This is a genomic window from Pseudoalteromonas sp. Scap25 (assembly GCF_013394125.1).
Taxonomy (GTDB): Bacteria; Pseudomonadota; Gammaproteobacteria; order Enterobacterales; family Alteromonadaceae; genus Pseudoalteromonas.
Genome location: NZ_CP041327.1, coordinates 1030568 through 1054479, shown reverse-complemented (window position 1 = coordinate 1054479; position 23912 = coordinate 1030568). Strand labels below are relative to the sequence as shown.

Below are 23912 nucleotides of genomic sequence, written 5' to 3'. Positions count from 1 at the left end.
ATAGTAGTACTGGTACGGTTCAATTCAATAGTAGGTAAACGGTTTTAAAAAGTCACACAACTGACCGCGTATTGTCATATCCGCACTCTAAGCTAAACATATTGGCCTTAGCCTAGTATAAAAAAAGAGGTGCGTATGATCAGTGTAGATAAAGTAATAGCAACCAATTTACCACAGTTAACTAACTCATTTAAAATAAAAAAAATGGTAAAGAAAAGTCTTAGCTACTTATTACATGAACAAGAATTTACAAACTTTGCAACTGCCTATCCCCACCTTCAAGGAATAGAATTTGTAGAGCAAGTGCTTGATGAACTTGACTTTGAAACTCGCTACAAAGCTAAGCAAATAGAAAACATTCCCAGTGAAGGGAAAATTGTCATTATTGCAAACCACCCTATCGGATCCTTAGATGCACTTGCATTAATTAATGTGTTATCAACAGTGCGTTCCGATTTAAAAGTGGTGGCTAACCGTATGTTAATGACCGTTGACGCCATGCATTCGTTATTACTACCCGTTGATAACCTATCAGGGCAAAGTAAAAAACAAGAGCTGAGTAATATCCACCAGCACTTAAAAAATGAAGGAGCGTTACTTATTTTCCCTGCCGGTGAAGTTTCTCGACTTCGTCCTACGGGTATAAAAGACTGCAAATGGAACAGTGGCTTTTTACGCATTGCAAAAAAGGCTAACAGCCCTATTTTGCCTATTTATATTAAAGCCAGAAATAGCCCGCTGTTTTACGGCGCATCAATGCTTTATAAACCACTGGCTAGCTTGTTACTGGTAAAAGAAATGTTTAAGCAACGTCAAAAATCACTCGAGTTTGAAATTGGCGCTTCTATTGCCCCTGAGTCTTATTTAATCCCAGACTTAAAAGACAAAGAAGTGGTTGAGCTAATCCGTAAGCAACTATACCGTTTAACCACAAAAAAAACGCTACCATTAAAAACTCATGCTCCGATCGCCTCTCCTGAATGTAAAAAAGAATTAAAAAAAGCCATAGAATGCTGCGAACATTTAGGTAAAACCAGTGATGGCATGGTGATTTATTTGTACCAATACCAAGGAAGCTCTCCCTTATTTCGTGAACTGGGCCGCTTACGAGAAATCGCTTTTCGGGCTGTAGGTGAAGGTAGTGGAAACCGCCGAGACATAGATAAATACGATATGCACTATCAGCACTTAGTATTGTGGGATGAACATGCACTAGAGTTGGTGGGTGCTTACCGATTAGCTTGTGCACAGGATGTGATTGAACAACACTCACAAAGTGGGCTTTATACCGATAGCCTATTTAATTATACCCAAGATATGAATCCTTATTTTAAACAAGGCATAGAGCTAGGCCGAAGCTTTGTACAACCTAAATATTGGGGCAGAAAAAGTCTCGACTACTTATGGTATGGTATTGGCGCTTTTATAAATCGCTACCCTCAATACCGTTACTTATTTGGTGCGGTGAGTGTGTCAAACGCACTACCTGAGCAGGCAAAGTCTTTATTAGTGCATTATTATCAGCACTATTATGGCTGTGAAAAATCACTCGCAACGCCTAACAATGCTTTTCGTCACACACCTGATCAGCAAACTCAGTGCACTAACTTGTTCGAGGGTAATAATATAAAAGAAGATTTTGTAGAGCTTAAACACATACTCGCTAACATGGGCACGCATGTACCCACACTATTTAAACAATATACAGAGCTATGCGAACCAAATGGTGTTAAATTTTTAAGCTTTAGTATTGATCCACAATTCAATAATTGTATTGATGGCCTAGTATTGGTTGATCTTGAAAAAGTAAAACCAAGCAAAGCAAAGCGCTACTTGGGTACTGATAAATCAGCATCAGCAAGTTAAAGCGTTAACCCTTAATCGAATAACTATTAAAGCGGCATTAAGCGGCGCTTTAATAGTTATTAATACTTCAAGGCTGAGTAAAAATACCATCGAGTAATTGCGTATAAATCTTTTCTATTTCTAACAAGTCGCAAATCGGTACATGTTCATTAACCTGATGAATGCTATGGTTTCGTACCCCACACTCTATGACTTGTGTTTTTTGCTGTGCAAAAAATCGTCCGTCCGACGTCCCACCACTGGTGCTTAATAAAGGATAATTCCCCGTCACTTTAAAAATTGCCTGCTCTAACTGAGCGAGTAAGCAACTCTCAATCTTATGGCTTGTATAATAGGGTTCACATGGACGCTCCCACTGTATAACCAAATGCTCGCTGAAATCCTTCAGTGCAGCAAACACACGTTGCTTAACATGTTTACTTTTATACCCATGGCTATAGCGAATATTAAAAGTAATATCACACTGAGCTGGCACGAGGTTATCTAGCACATTATCAATATTAATACCGGTGACTTGCAGCGTTGTTTTTGAACTAAGTTCATCTAAAGGCCAGTCTATTTGTGTGAGTCTATTAACCACTTCAGCACTGATGTGCGCAGCATTAATGGTATTCTCAGGATAGGCTACATGCCCAGCCTTTCCTTGAATAGCTAATCGCGCAGATAAGGCTCCACGTCGACCATTTTTTATAGTGTCACCTACCTGCAGGTGGCTGGTTGGCTCTCCAACAATACAGCCATCAAGCACAACGCCCTGTTGTGCTAATCGCTTGGCAATCAACACAGAGCCATGCTCCGCCTCACCTTCTTCATCTGAGGTGATCAGCCAAAATAATGTTCCCTGCTTTTGCTGCGCGCTGTTTATTAACGTCTGCGTTGCACTAAGCATCGCGGCAATGCCTCCTTTCATATCGGCGGCACCACGCCCATAAATTGCATCGTTAATTATGTGTCCACCAAACGGATCGGCTAACCAGCCACCTTGCGTTGCGGGTACCACATCAATATGGCCAGAAAATGCCACCACGGGGCCTGCCCCAAAGGTTATTTTTGCAATTAAGTTTGTCACATTATTAGAACTAAATTGCTCTGTACTAAAGCCTAACTCAGTAAGGTGGTTCGCAAGCCACTCAATGCCACCAGCTGGATTAGGAGTAATCGATTTAAATCGGATCAGAGTTTGTAAGTGACTCACTGTTTTTAACTGTGCAATAGTTAAGTACGGCGCTTGTGCTTTTGTATTGATAGCTTTTGTCATAATAAACACACCTCGTTTTAGCAGTGTATTTATTACAACGACTTTTTATGACCGCATTATGAATTTACTAGCTAACGTGCGCCCTCTTCTATTAATGTTTCTCGTGTAACCTGCACTATGTGCTTATCTTCTTTAGTTAACTTGGTTTTTTTCCAAGAGCCACGCATAAACCATGCAAATGCTATCAATGCGATGGTTATGTTAGTAATTGCAAAAGAATACCAAATGCCTTGATCGCCAAGCTCAGTATGATTAGAAAGAATATAAGCGGCAGGGAACTGCACTACACATTGTGATAATAACGCGATAACCATTGCATTGAGCATATTACCTGAGGCACGAAAAGCAGCAACAATACAAAGTTGCACCCCTATTCCACCCCAACTTAAGCACATTACTTGAATAAACTGCGCCCCATTAGTAATAACGTCATTATCGTCAGGAATAAAAAATGCAACTAATGAATCTGCATATAAATATGCAATGGCGCCAACACATGAGAGCCCTAACAAGCCCCACACACTAGCAAGTTTAGTGATCTGCTCAGCCCGCTTGATATTACCAGCCCCCATATTTTGCCCAACCAAGGTTGATACCGCCATTGATAAGCCCATAGCGGGGATCATCACCATTTGCAAAATATTAGAGCCAACACCATAAGCAGCAATTGTCGTAGTACCAAAGCTGGCAACTAGAAATGACATGATGATCAAACCAAATGCACGTGTCGATAATTCAATAGAGCCTGGCGCTCCCAAGAAAAAAGCGCGCTTAATATAGTGCCAGTCGGGGTAAAAGCTTTTTAGCTGTAATTGAATACCATGGCGACCACGTAAAAATATAATGATGCCCGCAAGCGCCGCTAAGCTCTGTGTAACCAATGTTGCTAGCGCAGCGCCCATCACACCAAGCCCCTCAAAACGACCATAGCCAAATATGAATAACGGATCGAGTATAAAGTTAAGTAACACGGTTGTGCTGACTATAATTAACGGCACCTTAGTTTGCCCAATACCCCGCATCAGCGATTGAAACATGGCATAAATAAATACAAAAATAACGCCAATAAAAGATACATGCATAAACTTAAGCGCATCACTATATACGGCCGCTTCAACCCCCAGTAAGGTTAAAAAATAAGGTGATAATGCATAGCCTAGTAACCCAAGTAATAGTGCAACTAATGTCACCATTAACACCGTTTGCGCGGCAACATGGTTAACCTTATCTTGTTGTCCTGCCCCCATGTATTGGGCTGATAAAATCGCCCCAGCCATAGCAAATCCTGAACCTATCGCAATAACTAAAAATGTGACAGGCATACTAATAGATACAGCAGCCACTTGCGCAGCCCCTAACCGGCCAACCCAAAAAGCATCTGTAAGCTGATAAGCAGACTGCAAAATATTAATGAGGACAATAGGAATGCCTAATTTTAATAGCGCTTTGGCAATAGAGCCTTGAAGAAATAGTTGACCAGAGGGAGTCATGAGGCCGCTTACTTTTATTAAACCGTGAACATAGACTTAGTTTAACAAAACTAGCTGATTATATTCTGAATACTTCGTTTACGGCCGGTATTTAAGTGATCAGTCAATAATTTTTGAGCACTAAGTAAGTAAAAGTTTAATCTAAATCAATAAATAGAGGCTCTTTACTTATACGCTTTTGAAACTTTGATCTAGAACAGGTTTTTATTTTTAAACTCGAGCGATAATAGCCTCAATCAACAAATAGTCACACAGTAGTTCACGGAGAACAACATGAAAACTAAACTAAGCATTGCAATACTTACTTCTTTACTAGCTCTTTCTCCTGCAGCACACGCTAACTTTAGCGTTAATGTTGGCGCAATTAATGTTAACCCTGATAACGATGGCTCAAAGATTAACGAAGCACCTACTCTTGGTTTAAAAGGTGATTCAAATACTCAGTTAGGTATTACTGTAGATTATGCATTTAACGACCAATGGGTGTTAGAGCTTATTGCAGCAACGCCATTCTCTCATGATGTAGAAGGTACAGGCGGTTTAGCTGGTAATAAAATTGCCGACATTAAACATTTACCACCATCACTGGTTGCACAATACCACTTTTTAGACAGCAGCTACGCACTTCGTCCATTTGTTGGTGTAGGTATTAACTACACGACGTTCTTTGACGAGCAGCCTTCTGCAGCACTTAAAGCAACTTTAAATACTGACGACGTGGAAGTAAAACTAGATGATTCATTTGGTTTTGTTGCTCAAGTAGGTGCTAACTACAAGATTGATGAGAAATGGGGCCTACACGCTATGGTATCTATCATGGATATTGATACTGATGCGACTGTATATGCTAATGGCGCAAAAGCATTAACTTCAACCGTGTCACTTGACCCTGTTGTAGCTATGTTTGGTCTTAAATACTCGTTTTAATAACGATTATGTGTGTGTTAAAAAGGCCGTAAGGCCTTTTTTTTTTGCGTGTAATTAACGAGGTAAGTTATTTACTTTTTTTTGCTCAAGCATTTCTTTCCAATGAATTATTTCTGCCGGTAAAATAGGTGCTACGCCTTCAAAACCAGCAACCTCCAGCATATGCTCAACGCTTACCACCCCTTTTTTACTTTTAAATACGCCACGTACATAGGCAATTGCATGTAAGCCACGCTCTGAATGAAATTTTTGTTCAATATAAAAGTATTTATGATCCCAGCCGACTAAACGGGTACTAATGGTAAAGCGCTGCATAGGCTTAATATCACGGATATAAGTAATGGCGGTTGCATTAACAATAGGAAACCAACGACGCTTCATTATTTGCTTTAGTAAACCAACTCGCTCGGTCATCCATGTGCGCGATAAATCCATCATTGCTAAATAGCGTGAATTAGTTAAGTGCAAATTAATATCACAGTCACTTGGCAGTGCTTTGTAGTCTATATCAACCGTGTCTAACAATGATTGATAATCACGATTACGTTTAATTTTGAAAAATAATAGCAGCAGTCTAAAATATAAGTTCACAGTAGAGGTCTTACCAGTTTGTTTTTTGTGAGTGTATCATAGCAATTGATCCCCTAGGGTATTTTTACACCAAGGGGTCAATCACTAAGAAAGGTTGTTTTAATATCTATCTTTAAACTTTAACCGTTTTACGATTAATACCGTAATCACGTAGTTTATTAGCTACCGCTGTATGACTCAGCCCTAAGCGCTTAGCTAACTGACGTGAACTTGGATAAGCTGGATAAAGCTTACGCAATAAGGTAGCTTCAAAACGCTTAACCGCTTGATCAAGCGAGCCCTCAAAATCAGACTCTAAATAGCCTAAATCATGAGTAAAGGTCGGCAGTTGTAAATGCTCAACTCGCAATTCACTGTCTTCTAACAACGATACCGCACGGTAAATAGCATTTTCTAATTGGCGCACATTACCTGGCCATGGGTAATCTTGTAAAAACGTTAAACATTCTTCAGATAGCTCAGGCACAGTATGGCCATTTTGCTGCGCATATTTTTGAATAAAGTGCTCGGCAAGTGGGCCAACATCGGCTTTACGATCTCTCAGTGGTGCAATTTCTAACGTTAGTACATTAATGCGATAGTATAAGTCTTCTCTAAATACGCCCTCTTGCACCATTGCAGGTAAATCTTTTTGGGTAGCAGCAACTATGCGAACATTTACTTTAACTTCGTTTTCGTCGCCTACTTTTCGAAACGTACCGTCTTGTAAAAAGCGCAGTAATTTAGTTTGGAGCTGAGTCGACATTTCACCCACTTCATCTAAAAATACTGTTCCACCATCCGCTTGTTCAAGTACACCGCGTTTAGGCGCTGCATTTTCTTCATATCCGGCGTAACCAAAAAGTTCTGACTCGGCAACATCATCTGGTAACGAGGCACACGATAAAGCAATAAACGGTTTTACTGAGCGGTTAGATGCATAGTGACAAGCTCGCGCTAATAACTCTTTACCTGTGCCGGTTTCACCGGTGATAAGAATAGGGGCTTCAAGTTGCGCCATTTTACGCGCTTCGCGTACAACACGACGCATCGCCGTACTAAAATTGTGAATTGTCGCAAAGCTTTCTTGGCCATAGCGTCTAAACGCACTCACTTGCTGACCTAGGCGGCTTTGCGATTTTATATTAATTACCGCACCCGCTAATACATCCCCCTCACTGCCTTGTGGTACAGCAATAGGTAAAATATCGGCAATAAAGTCTTCACCTGCCACTTCTACACGGGTAGTTTGCCCAAGTACTTCTTTGCCTTCTAACCAACGGGTAAAATTAAAACCTTTAAGTAAATTATTGATATTGGCGCCAATGACTTCTTTTTCTGTTAGCTGTAAGTCTTTACACGCCGCGTCGTTACACAAACGCACCCAGCCTTTAGCATCAATAGATATAACACCATCTGGCAGTGCTCTTAATAAGGTGTTTAATTCATTGTGCTCACGTTCAGAAGGTAAAAACGCGGTGGTACGTACATCATGTACACCATCGATCAATCGAATTGAAGGCATAATTTTTTGAAATTGTTCAAATTCAATTTCAGGAAAACTCACATACATACGGCAATTAACTGAGTCGACTTCAATTCCTTTCAAGTCAACATTGTAGCTAACTAAAATATTAAGAATCTCTTGAGCAATACCAACTCGGTCTGCACAGTGAATATCTAAACGCATACACCCTCAGGTAAGGAAAAAACTAATTGGCGTGAATAATACGCTAACTATGATTATCAGCATAGTTTATTGTAAAGAAATTTGGACGAAAAATGTTTTTTTACTCCCTAGAGCGCTTTTTCAAGCACTTAAAATATTTAATCTTGGCTGCTCACTAAAAGTCGGGGGTCATTACATGTAAATATAGCCAAACTAACTTTGTATAAATTATATTCTGCAATGGGCTAATCACTGCTGTGCATGCGCTAATATTTGCTCATGTTTAATCTAAACGGTGATTATTAAAATAAAGTAGTAAAGGTTAACGATTGTTGAATAACTTGATGCTTGTAACCCCCCGTAAATAAAGCGGTTTTATATTTTTTCAATAGAACTTAAAACCGGATAAAAGATAGCTTTGCAAAGACAATGTTACCTGTGTTGTTAAATATCTTTTTTGATAAGTTTAGGTGTTTAGTGCAACAACTAGAACTTTAGGTGTTGGTATTTAACAATTACATAACGGATGTGTGATAGCGCGCTCAACGCTTCCCCTCGTACAAAGGTCTATGTATACTTAAGCGCAATTGTAACTAGGATAAGGGTGTGACTCTTACCTAAACGTATAGCTGCGTTTAGCAAACCATTACCTTAGCTGCATAAAAACACTGATGATCGAGCATTTATTATACTTTTTAGAAGTAACAATTTAGCTAAATAAAAAACCACAAGGTCATCAAAACAATAATGAATTAGGAAGTAAATATGAGTTCAAATTCTGACAGTGGCTGGTTTGGTCACCCTAAAGGACTTTCAACCCTGTTTTTCACAGAAATGTGGGAACGAATGAGTTACTACGGTATGCGAGCTATGCTCGTATTATTTATGACAGCAAGTTTACAACAAGAAGGCTTAGGATTTACCGTTGCTTCTGCTGCTGCAATTTATGGCTTATACACAGGTTCAGTATACTTTTTAGGTTTACCTGGTGGCTGGTTAGCAGATAGATTATTTGGTGGTCAAAAAGCAGTATGGTACGGCGGTATCATCATCATGTGTGGCCACATTATTTTAGCCGTTCCGCATGAATATTCTTTTTTCATTGGTTTAATCTTTGTCGCAACGGGTACTGGTTTACTTAAACCTAATATCAGTGCCATGGTTGGTCAGCTTTATACTGACGAAGATGAACGCCGTGACGGTGGTTACGCTATTTACTACATGGGTATTAACTTAGGTTCTTTAATTGGTTACTACGTTTGTGGTTACTTTATGGAAAACGTAGGCTGGCACTGGGCATTTGGTGCAGCTGCTGTAGGTATGGCTATTGGTTTAATACAATACAAACGTACACTTAATAACTTACCAGAACATAGCTCGTTACCTGCGAATCCATTAAGCCCTAAAGGTGCTTCACGCGCATGGGGCGGTATTGCTGCGTTTGTAATTGTTGTTGCCAGTGTGACTGCTGCTGCGATGACAGGCGCTATAGTTATTAACCCGACTATTGTTGCAGGTTACACAGCAGTTGTATTTACTGTTATCTTTTTCATTTACTTTGGCCTTGTTTATTTCAAAGGCAAACTAACCGACGCTGAAAAGCAAAGAATGTGGGCGCTATTTTTAGTCTGTGTCGCTTCTGCGTGTTTTTGGTCTGGCTTTGAACAAGCGGGTTCTTCATTAAACCTATTTGCTCGTGACTACACAGACCGTCTTATTGGCACATTTGAAATTCCAACGACTTGGTTCCAATCTTTAAACTCGCTATTTATTATTGCCCTATCACCATTTTTTGCCGCTCTTTGGATTAATTTATCTAAGAAAATGGTTTCGCCTACTTACAGCGTAAAATGTGCGTTGGGCTTAGTTATTATGGCTTCAGGCTTTTTAGTTATGTTTATGGCAGCGCATTACGCAGCTGAAGGCTTAAAAGTAGCTCCTTACTGGCTGGTTACTACGTATTTCTTACATACAGTGGGTGAGCTTTGTTTAAGCCCAGTTGCATTGAGTGCGGTAAGTAAATTATCTCCTCGTCGCTATACGGGTCAAATGATGGGTGTATTTGTACTGACATACTCAATTGGTAACGTAATTTCAGGCTTACTTGCTGGTAACTTTGATCCTAACAATGTTGCAGAAATTCCTAACCTTTACTTACAAATTGCATTATTTAGTATCGGTGTAGGTATCATCTTAGTGCTGATGAGCTTCAAAGCTAAGGTATGGGAAAAACAAGGTTTAGAACAAACCGCACCAGCACAATAATTTAGGTTTATCACAGTGCGTAATTATGCGCTTTGACTAATGATATTAAATACCCCCTGCAGCTAACTGCAGGGGGTATTTTTATGGCTAACTAACCTAATTGTTACAATGTAATACTACACAGTAAATGAAGTTAGTGAATCAAACCCTCAGTATCTATTGCTTTGTTAATGTTGTGAGCAGCTACGCTCAGGTTGAGTGTAAACAATAGAATACAAAAACCACTCTTTTTTTAGTGTGAAAGAACTAAAAAAACAGATGGGCAATTAAATTTAAAACAAATAAATTCAGTAACATACATAAAAAACACGTACATTATCCGAGCTAGCTAATTTTTACTTACCTAGGCTCGTATGTAAATAAATGTCATGCTTTGCTAACCGTCCCGTAAAATTTACACACGCGCTATTTACTAAATCACAACACCCTCTTCCCCAAAGCAGTAATCTAGTTAATCATGCAGGCAATACGATAACTAATAATCGCAGTGCTTAATTGCGGGAGTAATTATAATGAGTGAAGTAAATAATCCTTTAGGTTTGGTTGGTATTGAGTTTACTGAATACGCAACACCCGATGCCGATTACATGGACAAAGTGTTTACCGATTTTGGTTTTTCAAAATTAAAAAAATTCAAAGGTAAAGACATTGTTTATTACAACCAAAACGATATTCATTTTTTACTAAATAATGAACGCGACGGCTTTTCAGCTGAGTTTGCTAAAAACCACGGCCCAGCAATTTGTTCTATGGGCTGGCGTGTAGAGAACGCTCAAGCAGCGTTTGAAGCAGCGGTTGAGCGCGGCGCTAAGCCAGCTACTGATGCAGCTAATAAAGACTTACCGTACCCTGCTATTTACGGCATTGGCGATAGCTTAATTTACTTTATTGAACAATTTGGAGATAAAGGCTCTATTTACGATAATGATTTCGAAGATCTGAGCGAGCCAAACAAAGTAGAGAGTAAAGGCTTCTTACGTATCGACCACCTAACCAACAACGTATATAAAGGTACTATGGAAACATGGGCTAACTTTTACAAAGACGTGTTTGGTTTTACCGAAGTGCGTTACTTTGATATTAAGGGCCAAAAAACAGCCCTGCTTTCATATGCATTAAAATCACCATGTGGCACCTTCTCTATTCCAATCAATGAAGGTAAAGGCAACGACAATAACCAAATTGATGAATACCTAGGTGAATACAATGGCCCAGGTGTGCAGCATTTAGCGTTCTTAACTGACGACTTAGTAAGCTCACTAGATAAACTTGATAAATCGACTATCGCTACTTTAGATATTATTCCAGAGTACTACGATACTATTTTTGACCGTGTTCCATGGGTTAAAGAAGACAAAGAAAAAATCCGTGAACATCAAATCCTTGTTGATAGCCAAAGCGAAGATTGCTATTTACTGCAAATTTTCTCTAAAAACTTATTTGGTCCTATCTTCATTGAAATGATTCAACGAGTTGATGATGGCGGCTTTGGTGAAGGTAACTTCCAAGCGCTATTCGAATCAATCGAGCGAGATCAAGAACGCCGCGGCGTTTTATAAGCAAATAAAGTAACTTTAAAAAGCAGCGTATTTCGCTGCTTTTTGTCGTTTAATCGTAATTGAGAGGTAAAACTATCTCTCTGTGTGTTTAAATCGCGCTTTTCATCACCATATAGCTAAGTAATAGATGAAATTAACGGGTGCTATATTCTTATTTAATAAATTGATATTTATACTGATAAGCGCGACCAACTAAACCAAAGGAAATGTAATGAGTTTAATTAACGAAACCCATGATATAAATTTAACTAGCTGGGTAGCATCAGCAAATGATGCACAATGTGACTTCCCTATTCAAAACCTACCTTTTGCAGAAGTACGTCGCAAAAATAGCAATGAAGCTTTTCGTGGTGCTGTTGCCATTGGCGATCAGGTTATTGATTTAGCAAAAGTAAATGAACTCGGTATTTTTTCAGGTGACGCCCAAACAGCCGTTGCATCTGCAAGTAACCCGACTTTGAACGAGTTTATGGGATTAGGTGAGCAATATTGGTCAGCGCTTCGTTTAGCACTGTCTAAAGCATTACGTGAAGGCTCTGCTCATCAAGATCAACTAGCACAAGCGCTTATACCACAAACCGAAATTGAATTTGCTCTACCGTGTCGCATTGGCGATTACACTGACTTTTATACATCAATTTATCATGCGACTGCCGTAGGAAGTTTATTCCGTCCCGATAACCCCTTACTACCAAACTACAAATGGGTGCCGATTGGTTATCATGGTCGCTCATCGTCTATTGGCGTGTCTGGACAGCAGTTTCATCGCCCTAAAGGACAAACTAAAGCGCCAGATGCAGAAGTTCCTTCATTTGGCCCATGTAAACGCCTTGACTACGAACTGGAACTAGGTATTTATCTAGGTAAGGGTAATGAGCTTGGCGATGCTATTGCAATTGAAAATGCTGAAAAGCATGTATTCGGCTTTTGTGTTTTCAACGATTGGTCAGCACGTGACTTACAAGCATGGGAATACCAACCACTGGGTCCATTCTTAGCTAAAAACTTCGCATCAACCGTGTCTCCGTGGATTGTAACCACCGAAGCACTTGCACCATACAGAACAAGTTGGACGCGTGATGAAAGCGATCCGCAGCCACTAGAGTACTTAGAATCAACGGCTAACCGTGATCAAGGCGCATTTGATATTCAAATGGATGTTAAAATTCTAACGCAAAAAATGCGTGATGAAGGCTACAACCCAACTCAAGTGTCTAAGTCTAGCTTTAAGCACTCATACTGGACTGTAGCGCAAATGGTAACTCACCATACCGTAAACGGTTGTAACTTTATGCCAGGCGATATGCTGGGCTCTGGCACGCAATCAGGACCTACTCACGAAGAAGCGGGTTCATTACTTGAGCTTTCTCGTGGTGGCAAAGAAAAAATAACTTTAAGCAACGGCGAACAGCGTAGCTTCTTGGAAGACGGCGACAACGTTATAATGCGTGGCTGGTGTGAAAAAGAAGGCTTTGCACGAATTGGCTTTGGCTCAGTGGAGAGCACCATACTACCAGCAAATTAATACATAAAATCAATAAACTAATAAGAAAGGGTTGCTGAATAAGCCGCCCTTTTTTATTAATTAAGCCGAAGTTACAATTTTTTTCTGGCTTTTTTAGTTCAAATTGCTATCTTAAATCCGTTAATAGCCAGTGTATATGTAACATGCCTGTATTTATAAAATCTTTCTTTCATAAGCATTTTCCAGCTCGTCAGCTGCTTATTCGCCAAAATGGTGAAGTAAAGCATGTTGTTTTGGCGCCTTGGTTACAGGTTTCTGTGCTTGCTATTATTTTCATTGCTATTGCATGGATCAGTATTTCGAGTATCCGTGTTTACATGCAAACACACCAAATTTCTCATATCGAGCAAACTCAGCTTGATAAGCAAGTACAATGGCAACAAAAAGTAAAGCAACAGCAACAACGCTACGCATTGCAACAAGAGCAGTTAGCTGAACTAGAACAAAAACAAGCTTTATTACAAGGTATGATTGAATCACTCCCAGCTTCTATAAGTAAAGATGCAATAAAATTAGAGGGTGAGCTTGAATCTTCTCCTATTAATGAGAACGAAAGCGAATTTCATGAGCCGCTCGAAGAAGATAAAACACAAAATAAGCATGCACAAAACAGTTTAACCAGTTTTGAGCAGCGCTATATCATGCTAAATCTGCAGTACGATACTAATTTCACGTTATTGGCTGCGCTGATTAATCAACGGCACAATGCGATTATAGAAATGCTTCAAGGCACGGTTCTTGAGAACGTACTGGCGCAACATCTAACATTAAGCACACAAACAACGGCGCAAGGTGGCCCGCTAGATATACTCGATGAAAGTAAAATACCAAGTACTTTTCTTGCTATTGCCGATAAGCTATTGCTGTTAAACCAGCTTGAGAGCTTTTTAACGGCATTGCCAAACACTCTGCCTTTGCCTGCTGCTAAGTATTACATTTCTAGTAATTTTGGGCTTAGAAAAGACCCAATGAATAAAAGACGCGCTTTTCATAAAGGTATTGATTTAGCTGGGTGGCATAAAACAGAAATTTTTGCCCCTGCCGATGGCATTGTTCTTCGTGCAGGGCGTAATGGCGGTTATGGTAACTTTATCGAATTAGAGCATAAAAACGGTATTGTGACTCGCTTTGGTCACTTAAACAAAATTAAAGTAAAAAAAGGCCAGGTTGTTGCAAAGCACGATATAATTGGTTTAATGGGCAGTACCGGAAGAAGTACAAGTACTCATTTACACTATGAAGTATTAATAGACGACAAGCATGTCAATCCACTAAAAATAACAAAGGCGCTTTCTCGTGTTTGGTAAAAATAAACAAGTAAAAACAGACTCATCCATTAAGCGAGTGAGTCACACTCCCTCAATCATTTCTAACGATGTGCGTATAACGGGCTCTTTAGTAAGCCAAGGCGAAGTGCAGCTCGACGGAAGAATCGACGGTGACATTAAAGCCGAACATTTAGTAATAGGCACCTCAGGTGTTGTTGAAGGCGTTGTTGAGGCAAGTAGTGTTGTTGTTAAAGGTAAAATTATAGGCTCTTTAAATGCAAGTGAAGTAAAAATTGAAAATAATGCTCATGTACTTGGCGATATTTTTCACGACACCCTGAGCATAGAAGCAGGTGCTATTATTGAAGGTAGTTTAAAGCAGCGCTTTGAAAAAGAAGTCATTGAACATACTAAAGATAAGCCAAAACCGGTTCACGATGTAAAAGCCATTGTTGATAATGAAGACAGTGGGCTTTCGTTTGTAAATAAGCAGCCTGCTGCTAAAAGCTAGCTACATTAGTTTATAATGGTTTAGCCTGCCTGTTTGGCTAAACCATTAATCACCTCTTTAAAATCCCGTTAGCGGCTTATACACTTACTTTTTCTGTGTTATATACATGGTTATGTCTGCGGTAAAAACCAGTTCGTTACGCGTATTGTAAAGCTTTACCGGTACGACTAAATCTTCTTTATCAATCCATTGATGAGGCAAGTCAATCTCAGCGATAGCAGTAACGTCTGTGTCTACCTTAGCCAGGTACTGTACTGTCATTCCCTTAGGGATCCAACGATGGGTTTTATAAGGTACCGTTGCATCAACCATCACCCCCGCACACAGCTCAGCCAAATTACATTGTGCGATAGCGTGAATAGTGCCAATGTGATTGTGTACACGGCGTGTGTTTTTAACCACAGCACTACAGTGCCCTGCTTTTAAATCTAAAATAGTAGGTTTCATAGAGCCAAAGTAAGGCGCTTTAAAACATACGGCTTTACTAAACAGCCAGTTACCAAACGGCAGCTTTTTAAATTTATGCCACGTTTTTATTAATGCAGACTCATTACTCATTATTGTTTTTCCATTGTCTTTGCTTAAAAAGCAAATTAACACATCGGATCAGTTTAAAGAAGTGTGATACTTAAACAAAAATAATCATAATAAAGTTAAAAGTAGGTAACATGTCTGATGCATCGGTCATAAGCCCTTTCTTTTTCATCAGTCGCCACTTAAAATACCGACAAAAGGAGACCTGATGCAAACACAGCCCGCTAAACCAAACTTAATTTTATTACTGATCTTAGCGTTACTCGTCATTTTTTGTCCTATGGGCATTGATATTTATTTACCTGCCTTTCCTACTATTGCAGAGCAATTTTCAGTGAGCGAAAAACAAGTACAGCAAACGGTGGCTATTTTTATGCTTACTGTTGGTTTGGGGCAATTAATTGCAGGCCCTCTTGCTGATCGTTTTGGACGTAAGCCGGTAGCCTTAACCGGTGTAACTTTATATGGACTGGCGGCATTAGGTGCATACTATGCTCCTAGCTTTTTAATACTGATGTTTGCTCGTGCAATTCAAGGGTTAGGCGCATGCGCCACCTTTGTTGTTGCTTTTGCAATAGTAAGAGATAAGTTTGGTAGTGAACGCAGTGGCCAAATAATTACCTACCTAAACGGGATCGTGTGCTTTATTCCAGCGTTAGCACCCATTTTAGGTGCGTGGTTAACCGTGCAGTTTGGTTGGCAAATGAACTTTCTATTTCTAACTGGTTTTGCATTATTAGGATTTATTGTCACCTTATTATTGTTTAGAGAAACACGCCCAGTAGACAGCCATTACCAGGGGCATATCTTAGATCTAAGGCGCTTTATCCCAATTATTTCAACTCCGTTATTTTTATTTAATAGCTTGCTATGTATGGTCACTATGTCAGCTATATTAGTATTTGTAACATTGGCTCCTGGTTGGCTTATTACTGAATTAGGGGGCAGCGTAGCCGACTTTACCTTTTGGTTCTCGCTTAATGCAGTGCTTAGTATTCTTGCTAGCTTTATCATGCCTATTTACATTAAACGCCAACCAAAAAGAGCACTAAAAGCAGGTCTTGTGTTGTTAGTGAGTGCAGGCTTACTGATGCTAGTATTAAGCCAATATAAAACCCCATTAGCATTAATGATCCCTATGTTTATTGCTGCCTTTGGTTTTGCTTTAACACTTGGCTCTGCCGCTGGACGAGCTTTAAGTCTGTTCCCTAAGCAAGCTGGCACCGCCTCAGCTCTTTTAGGAGCGATGCAAATGAGTGGGGCAAGTTTATTGGTGTTTATTACTCAATATTTAAACTTATCTACACCCGAGCTTATAGGCACACACTTTTTATTATTAATTCCCTTTTCTTACTTACTGTTTCGTTATACTAAATATGCCTAATAAAATACGTTTGCTGAGCCTGTGAATAGTAATCACCACAGGCAATTAGCACTGTAGTTAAAACTCTTTACCAAGCGGGCAATATGCCCGCTTTTTATTTTTCTATATGCTTGATAACATTAACTACCAACCTCTTTTGAATCAAGTGCAATGATCAATCCTGACTTTTTACTCTCATTTTTACTCGCCAGCTTCTTAATGGCCGTTGCGCCTGGACCATCAAACGCGTTTTTAATGGCACAAACATTTGCTAATGGACGAAAAGCAGGTATGCAAAGTGCTTTTGGCTTTGCCTTAGGTGGCGTAGTACATACATTTTTTGCGGTTGTCGGCTTAAGCGCTATTTTAAAAGCCTCTGAAACAGCGTATGCCAGCGTACAGTATGCAGGTGCAGCCTATTTATGTTATTTAGGGTTTATGATGCTTAAAGGCACCTTTGTGCCCCCCATTTGCGAGCAAGACGATAAGCCTCATGTTACAACTAGTAAAAACAAAAACGTGATGTTTCAAGCGATGATGACCGAAGTACTCAACCCTAAGGTAGCTTTGTTTTTTATTGCTTTTATCCCACAATTTGTAGACCCTAGCTTGTCATCTGCAACTTTTCAGCTGGCTTTTTTTGGCCTGCTTTATCCAATCTTTGCTTTTCCTATCGACTGCACGTATATTTATTTCGGCGATAAAATAGCCCAGTTTTTTAGAAACCACCCAAATAGCCAGCTCTGGATAGATAGGTTCACAGGCATTGTATTTATTGCATTGGCTATCAATTTATTACTCTAACTAATAAGAATCAGCATGGACCAAAAAATACAATCTCTTCCAGCTAAGAAAAACATAGCCCTTGTTGCACATGATGGAAAAAAAGCCGCGTTAAAATTATGGTGTGAAAAACACACTCCAATGCTAAGTAAACATAAGCTATACGGCACTGGTACAACCGGACATTTAATAGAAAAAACCACCGGTTTGAATGTCGTACAATTACTCAGTGGACCTATGGGGGGTGATCAGCAGCTTGGTGCTAAAATAGCGGAACATGAAATTCATGTATTAATCTTTTTTTGGGACCCTCTGGCATCTCAGCCGCACGACCCCGATGTAAAAGCATTGCTTCGTTTAGCCGCGGTGTGGAACATTCCTGTTGCTTGTAATGAAGTAAGCGCTGATATGTTACTAAGTTCTCCCCTTATGGACAGCGAATTTGAGCGTTCTTTGCCAGATTACGAAAAGTACCTCGCAACCCGACAAATCTCTTTATAACAGCTTATTTATAAAGCATACTCGCCCATTTAGTCAGACCAGCGGTGACACTGCCAAAGTGATCACCGTTAACCATTTTAATGTCGCCTAAGTGGGTTTTTAAAGCCGCTTTGATCAGTGGTGATTGCGCACTACCACCCGTTAAATAAATTACATCTGGGGTAGTGTTTGCATCTGCAATGGCCTGTTTTGCTAATGTCACTATTTGGCTAATACTATCGTCAACGGCTAATGCTAATTCATTAATAGAAATATCTTTATCAAGTGATGAATCTAGAAATGTTAAATCACAATTAAAGTTTTCAGACGAGCTCAATGCAATTTTTGCCGCTTCAGCTTGTTGAACTAATTGATGTCCTTGTTTATTTTGCTGTAAATGTATTAGCCGTTTATATAAATCGGGCGCACTCACATCGCGTAGCTGTGCACTCAGTTCACGATAATGCTGAGCACTATAAAACTGACTTTGTAAATTCACATCGTTAATTTTACATGCTTGCCAAAATGCCTGGTTAGGTAATGGTAAACCCGATTTAAAAGTACTGCCTAAGCCAAGTAACGGCATCAAACCATGGTAGCTCAGAGCAATATCTAAATCATTACCGCCTACTCGCTTTCCGCTATGTGCCAAAAAGTCTGCGTCTCGTTGTTGTTTATTCCTAAAACTTGGCCCCATTTGTACAAATGAACAGTCACTTGTACCACCACCAATATCTATTACTAGCACTTTTTGGTCTTGCGTTAAATCACTTTCATAATCGATCCCCGCGGCAAGTGGCTCATATAAAAACTCAACATCTTTAAAGCCGGCTCGGTTTGCTGCGCGTGTTAAAATACCCACGGCTTGTTGGTTTGACTGCTCACCACCAACCGCTTGAAAATTCACTGGGCGACCAATAACAGTTTGGCTCAGCGTATACCCTAACGATAATTCAGCACGTTGTTTTATTTTTAAAATCATTGCTGTGGCAATATCTTCAAAAAAATTAATTTGTCCTTGCTTTAAACCAGTAGCGCCAAAAAATGATTTAGGGGATTTTACAAAATAACCTTCCTCAGGAAATTGCACATATTCACTAATCGCCTCACGGCCGATAAATAGAGTCTCATCGCCGGCTTGTAGATCTAGGTCTGATTTAATTCGCGGGAGTGTATTAAGCAAGGGTTGGCGCGCGGTTTTATAGCCATGCTCATGATCTGAGCCGTTTAAATGCTGCGCTACAAAATCAACGACTAAAGCACTATGATGTGTGTATAGAGTTGATGGAAGATAATGTTTGCCTTGCTCTAAAGGAATGAGCTGAACACGCTCTTCGTTTAAAACACCCATAGCACAATTAGAACTACCATAATCAAAACCAACAAACATAGATCACCAAACATCACTAAAAAGGCCGCGCAATTTAGCATAATTGCTAAAAAATATATACTGAATTGGCCTACACTCTTTATTTTTCGGGTCTTTCCCGTAAGAAGCTGGCAAAACGCGGCAAGCCATTTTTAGTGTACCCGTGGTACCGATAAGTAATTGTTGAGCCTATAGCTGGCGGATACTTTCGCTCTTTATCACTAAAACCCGTGCCAATAGAAAATATCAGCCCCTGTTTTGTCTGTACTTTCAATGCGCCAAGCATTCCTGTGTATTTACCTTTACCCGGTAAATGTTCAATTACTAACGCTTCGGCATCTAAATATGGCTTGAGTTTTAACAATGCACTAGAGCGACCAGTTGTATGCTTAGCCTCTGCTAAATGAAGCATAACGCCCTCGCCGCCTTGTTTAGTAACCTGATTAAAATAATCACTGAGTTGCTGGTTGTCGCTAAATTGATATTGCTTAACCGCTTTAATATGGGGGCTATTTAGCTTAGTAATGAGTGACAGATAATTTTGATAACGACGGTGAAAAGGCGTACCGGCATCTGGCATATCAAATACCTGATAAGTAATACTTTGCCACTGCAAATCGTTGGGTATTTTTGTTCTGACAATACCACCGAGTACAGAAAATTGACCCCGCTTGGTCCATAACTCACCATCTAGCCAAACGTCTGGCAGAGGAGCGGTAAACCACTTAGGCGGGTTTATGGAGTTGCCTTGACGGGTTACAAACTGCTTTCCCGTCCAGATTGCTCTTACTCCGTCATACTTTTCACTCACCAAATATTGACGAATATCTTCATGCTTAGTTTCATCGTAAACATTAGCAAGTTGCACTGGAGGCAATTGCGCCAATAAGCCCGAACTAATGAGGGTTAAAAAAGTAAACAGCGTTGCTTTAATCATTGCTGCATCCTTGCAAATTTAAATATGGCTTAAACTATAGTTGAGATTGAAGCCAGTGCCAAAATTCTTCAAAGCTTTGCATTTGCTGTGTTGCTTTACTAAAGTCGTGCTCCTGTGTATGTTTATTAGCGATAGCTATCACAGCTAAAGCAGCATTATTCGCTGCGGTTACACCGGTGAAAGTATCTTCAACGGCAATCGCATTTTGTGCAGCAACCTGCATATTTTTAAGTGCTAATAAGTAGGGATCACCGGCAGGCTTTGGATTAATTACATCATCTTTAGTAACAACGGTATCGAATAAATTATAAAACCCTAATCCTTTTAGTATTGGCTCAGCTTCATGCCTTGCGCTGCCTGTTACTAACGCCATTTTTAAACCTTGCTCTTTAACCGCTAACAGAACATTTTCAGCATAAGGCATTAAAGGCGGTAAATTGATTTTAACGTACTCACTAAATAAGCGATATTTTTCATCCGCTAAATAGCGGCTACTTACAGACAAGTTATGAACTTGTTTTATTTCCTTTGCAGCGTCAATAGTGGGACGTCCCGAAAAGCGCCTACAAAAATCATCTTCTTTATAACACACACCAAAAGGCGCAAGTAATTGGCTCCAGCAGTTATAGTGCACACTTTCCGAGTCAACCAAAGTGCCATCCATATCAAATAATACCGCTTCAATTGACATTCTTTTCTCCTGGTTATTTAACCTAAACTTTAGGTAATAAAAAAGGTGCCAAGGCACCTTTTAATAATTTGTGTTACTCAGCCAAACCTGCTGGCGGCTCAGCATAAGCGTCTTCGCCGGTATCTACATCAACTAACTCATAACCTCGGGCTTTGCGCATTACTTTAAGTATCGGCTTTTCGAAGGCGGTTTTTAAGCGCTCAGCATCATCTTTTAACGCATCTAATGTGGTTCCAAATGGTGCTGCACCAGTTTCTGACCAGTTAGTTACTTTACCATTTAGGTTATATTCCACTTCGTGTATTTGATATTGCGCAGCTTCATCTTTGGTTGCTTCACAATAAATTACACGGTAATTCCAAAATCCAGCCATTACTTTTTCTCTTTAATAAACATATGGGCGCTACTTTAGCAGCTCTACCAAAATAAAAAAGCCTGCACTAGGCAGGCTTTTATCAATAATTACAATTTAACGTTAAATTTATCGATTAGAAAAAGTTAACTTTAAACTCAGCGCCAATGTAACGCTCTTCATTAACCATGGCTGTATTGTTGTTGAAATCAACACCACCAATCGTCTGCTGCTCGTCAAACATGTTACGCACAAATGCTGATACTTCATATTCGTAATCGCCTTGCGCCCATGCATAGCCTGCACGTAAACCTACTTCTGTCAGTGGCTTACCCTCAAACTCAACTGATTCATATAAGAAAAAGTCAATCTCACTGCGGTACGACACATCAGCGTAAGCAAAGAAATCACCTTCAGCGAGTTCTTTAGTGTAACGAAGTGTGATGTTAGAGATCCACTCTGGTGCATGCGGTAAGCTATTGCCATCTAAAATAGCACGATCTTCAGGACCAAATGCACCTGGTACTTGGAACGTAGGATCAGTAACAGTACACTGTGCACACACTGCAACGGCTAAATCTTTATCTTTAAGCTCAGTTTTGTTGTAGCTTAAGTTGAAGGTTGCATTTAATTCGTCAGTTAACACCCACTCAGAATCAATTTCGAAACCATAGCCGGTTGTTTTATCAGCATTTAATAGACGGTTAAAGTTAGCACCACCACCCACTGCCGTTAGCTGCTGGTCATCCATAGTGTAATAAAATACTGTTGCATTTACACGGCCTTGGCCATCTAACACATCAGATTTAATACCTGTTTCAAACGAGGTAACAGTTTCTGAATCAGCAACGGTTACTTCATCACCAAATAAGATACGACCTTGAAGACTTGGTGCGCGGAAACTGTTAGCAATACGGCCATACCAGTTTACGTCATCGTTGATTTTGTAGTTAGCTGATAAATCCCAGCTTACGTGATCATCGCTAACATTTTTTTCGATATAAGTCGCTGCACCACCAATTGGGCTAAGCGTGCGGTTAGCTGAGAATTCTTTCTCATCATCTGAATAACGAAGACCCGCGGTTACTTTTAAATCATCAGTAATAGTGTAATCAACTGAGCCGAATACAGCCCATGCTTTAGTGTCTTGCTGCTGACTAACAAAACCGTTTAATACGCCATTATTGGCTGTATCATAGCTAAAGTTTTCAATTGTTAATGCTTCGTCGAAGTAAAAAACACCCACTTGGTAATTTACGTCACCAGCAAAGTTGCTTGATAAGCGAAGTTCTTGCGTGTATTGGTCTTGGTCTGGAATACCATCAGCACTTTCTGAAGAGAAAGGAATAAAACCAGGGCCCATTGCAACTGGAACATCATTGATGGAGAACCCACCGTAGCCACCATCGATGTCAGCACGAGAGTAAATTTCTGCACTTTCCCAACCAGAGATTGACGTTACTGTATGGTTAGCTAAGTCCCACTCAAGCTTAAGGCTTGCACCTTGCGATTCCACTTGCTGCGTCGCACGAGATGCGGCATCGTGATACACCACGTCATTTTCAAAACCATCAACTAAATCGTTAGTACCAGGTTTGATAGTGTTAGCACGAAAGGCAATTGGAGAGCCATCTAAATCACGAACATGGTAATTAAATAATCCAGTGAAATCGTCACCTTCATATAAAAATTGAATACGGGCTGCTTGTTCAGTGTAACCACCTAAGGCATCTTTTTGCTCAAAACCTGGTGCACGATTATCAATGTAATCGTCTTTATCTTGCCAAAGTACTGAAACACGTGTTGATAAACGATCTGTTAATGAACCACCAACAGCGCCTTCAAAGTCAACAGCACCACGACTACCGTAAGATACAGAGCCATAGCCTTCAAATTCTTGACTTGGTTTTACGGTATCAAATTTAACTAGGCCAGCCGGTGTATTACGACCAAATAATGTACCTTGAGGACCACGAAGCACTTCAACACGTGCTACGTCAAATACAGGGAAACCTTTTAAGATTGCGTTTTCTTGTACAATTTCATCAACCACAAGCGACACTGGTTGCGAAGCATTCAAATCGAAATCAGTGTTACCAAGGCCACGTACATAAAAGCGTGGGAATGAACGGCCAAATGAAGATTCAATAGATAAACTTGGGATTTTCGCATTCATAAAACGAATATCCATACCAGCTGAGCTGTAAGCATCTAAGCTATCGCCTTGCAAGGCTGAAACAGCAACAGGCACTTCTTGAGCGTTTTCTACTCGTTTACGAGCAGTAACTTGAATAACTTCTAGTTGGTTCTTCTTAGCAGTAGTTTCTTGCTCAGCAGCTACGGCTGAAATTGACGTACCTGCTACGGCAGAGAACAACGTTGCATTGATAAGGGTTGCTAACGTAGATCTTTTCATTGCTTTCATGTCGGGGTTAACCTTTTTAGTGCACTCTTGTTCAACGGTTGATGTGTTGCGCAATTAAATAATTACGGAT

The 23912-nt window shown here is 39.9% G+C and carries 20 protein-coding genes; 10 read left to right on the top strand and 10 right to left on the bottom strand.

Going from position 1 to position 23912, the window contains the following annotated elements; genetic code table 11:
* Positions 1-135 precede the first annotated feature (135 nt).
* The gene (locus FLM54_RS04855; protein ID WP_178955517.1) at positions 136-1866 is read left to right on the top strand and encodes a lysophospholipid acyltransferase family protein; all 1731 of its coding nucleotides are present in this window, start codon (positions 136-138) and stop codon (positions 1864-1866) included.
* 67 nt (positions 1867-1933) lie between these two features.
* Here FLM54_RS04855 and dapE read toward each other — a convergent pair whose 3' ends face one another.
* Positions 1934-3124, bottom strand: a complete 1191-nt coding sequence (dapE, locus tag FLM54_RS04850) for a succinyl-diaminopimelate desuccinylase (protein WP_178955515.1) — start codon at positions 3122-3124, stop codon at positions 1934-1936.
* Between the two features lie 71 nt (positions 3125-3195).
* Positions 3196-4614, bottom strand: a complete 1419-nt coding sequence (locus FLM54_RS04845; protein WP_054202105.1) for an MATE family efflux transporter — start codon at positions 4612-4614, stop codon at positions 3196-3198.
* A gap of 273 nt (positions 4615-4887) precedes the next feature.
* On the opposite strand from FLM54_RS04845, the gene FLM54_RS04840 reads away from it, so the two are divergent.
* On the top strand, positions 4888-5541 hold the full coding sequence (locus FLM54_RS04840; protein WP_010391257.1) for an OmpW/AlkL family protein: 654 nt from the start codon (positions 4888-4890) through the stop codon (positions 5539-5541).
* Between the two features lie 54 nt (positions 5542-5595).
* Here the strand turns inward: FLM54_RS04840 and FLM54_RS04835 are convergent, their stop codons facing one another.
* Together FLM54_RS04835 and tyrR are read right to left on the bottom strand one after the other, a co-directional pair.
* Positions 5596-6132 (bottom strand): thioesterase family protein, encoded by a 537-nt coding sequence (locus FLM54_RS04835; RefSeq protein WP_008109547.1) that lies wholly within the window; start codon positions 6130-6132, stop codon positions 5596-5598.
* Positions 6133-6244: 112 nt separating this feature from the next.
* Positions 6245-7801, bottom strand: a complete 1557-nt coding sequence (tyrR, locus tag FLM54_RS04830; protein WP_008109548.1) for a transcriptional regulator TyrR — start codon at positions 7799-7801, stop codon at positions 6245-6247.
* 744 nt (positions 7802-8545) lie between these two features.
* Here tyrR and FLM54_RS04825 point away from each other — a divergent pair.
* From FLM54_RS04825 to FLM54_RS04805, 5 genes are all read left to right on the top strand, one after another.
* On the top strand, positions 8546-10045 hold the full coding sequence (locus tag FLM54_RS04825) for a peptide MFS transporter (RefSeq protein ID WP_008109550.1): 1500 nt from the start codon (positions 8546-8548) through the stop codon (positions 10043-10045).
* Positions 10046-10557: 512 nt separating this feature from the next.
* Positions 10558-11604: a 4-hydroxyphenylpyruvate dioxygenase gene (hppD, locus tag FLM54_RS04820; protein WP_076918939.1), complete on the top strand. Its 1047-nt coding sequence runs from the start codon at positions 10558-10560 to the stop codon at positions 11602-11604.
* 211 nt (positions 11605-11815) lie between these two features.
* Positions 11816-13129 (top strand): fumarylacetoacetase, encoded by a 1314-nt coding sequence (gene fahA, locus FLM54_RS04815; RefSeq protein ID WP_178955513.1) that lies wholly within the window; start codon positions 11816-11818, stop codon positions 13127-13129.
* A 143-nt stretch (positions 13130-13272) separates the two neighbouring features.
* Positions 13273-14436 carry a M23 family metallopeptidase gene (locus FLM54_RS04810; protein ID WP_178955511.1) on the top strand — a complete coding sequence of 388 codons (1164 nt, stop codon included), beginning with the start codon at positions 13273-13275 and terminating at the stop codon, positions 14434-14436.
* Positions 14426-14908, top strand: a complete 483-nt coding sequence (locus FLM54_RS04805) for a polymer-forming cytoskeletal protein (protein WP_178955509.1) — start codon at positions 14426-14428, stop codon at positions 14906-14908. The genes FLM54_RS04810 and FLM54_RS04805 overlap by 11 nt, the downstream gene beginning before the upstream one ends.
* 84 nt (positions 14909-14992) lie before the next feature.
* Here the strand turns inward: FLM54_RS04805 and FLM54_RS04800 are convergent, their stop codons facing one another.
* A complete protein-coding gene (locus tag FLM54_RS04800; protein WP_008109556.1) occupies positions 14993-15466 on the bottom strand; it encodes a hotdog fold domain-containing protein in 474 nt (157 codons plus the stop codon).
* A gap of 184 nt (positions 15467-15650) precedes the next feature.
* Between FLM54_RS04800 and FLM54_RS04795 the strand changes: the two genes are divergently transcribed.
* The 3 genes from FLM54_RS04795 to FLM54_RS04785 all read left to right on the top strand — a co-directional run bounded on the left by FLM54_RS04795 (position 15651) and on the right by FLM54_RS04785 (position 18089).
* A complete protein-coding gene (locus tag FLM54_RS04795) occupies positions 15651-16826 on the top strand; it encodes a multidrug effflux MFS transporter (protein WP_010391252.1) in 1176 nt (391 codons plus the stop codon).
* Positions 16827-16976: 150 nt separating this feature from the next.
* Positions 16977-17609 (top strand): LysE family translocator, encoded by a 633-nt coding sequence (locus FLM54_RS04790; protein WP_178955507.1) that lies wholly within the window; start codon positions 16977-16979, stop codon positions 17607-17609.
* A gap of 15 nt (positions 17610-17624) precedes the next feature.
* Entirely contained in the window at positions 17625-18089 is a 465-nt protein-coding gene (locus FLM54_RS04785) for a methylglyoxal synthase (RefSeq protein ID WP_138609705.1), read from the top strand.
* A gap of 4 nt (positions 18090-18093) precedes the next feature.
* On the opposite strand, the gene yegD is transcribed toward FLM54_RS04785, so the two are convergent.
* The 5 genes from yegD to FLM54_RS04760 form a co-directional block, all read right to left on the bottom strand.
* A complete protein-coding gene (gene yegD, locus FLM54_RS04780; RefSeq protein WP_178955505.1) occupies positions 18094-19458 on the bottom strand; it encodes a molecular chaperone in 1365 nt (454 codons plus the stop codon).
* Between the two features lie 79 nt (positions 19459-19537).
* Complete coding sequence (locus FLM54_RS04775) at positions 19538-20374, bottom strand: DNA ligase (protein ID WP_178955503.1); 837 nt, start codon at positions 20372-20374, stop codon at positions 19538-19540.
* Between the two features lie 34 nt (positions 20375-20408).
* Entirely contained in the window at positions 20409-21065 is a 657-nt protein-coding gene (locus tag FLM54_RS04770; RefSeq protein WP_178955501.1) for an HAD family hydrolase, read from the bottom strand.
* A 73-nt stretch (positions 21066-21138) separates the two neighbouring features.
* Positions 21139-21438 (bottom strand): hypothetical protein, encoded by a 300-nt coding sequence (locus tag FLM54_RS04765; protein WP_008109576.1) that lies wholly within the window; start codon positions 21436-21438, stop codon positions 21139-21141.
* Between the two features lie 115 nt (positions 21439-21553).
* Positions 21554-23842 (bottom strand): TonB-dependent receptor, encoded by a 2289-nt coding sequence (locus FLM54_RS04760; protein WP_178955499.1) that lies wholly within the window; start codon positions 23840-23842, stop codon positions 21554-21556.
* Between the last annotated feature and the right edge of the window lie 70 nt (positions 23843-23912).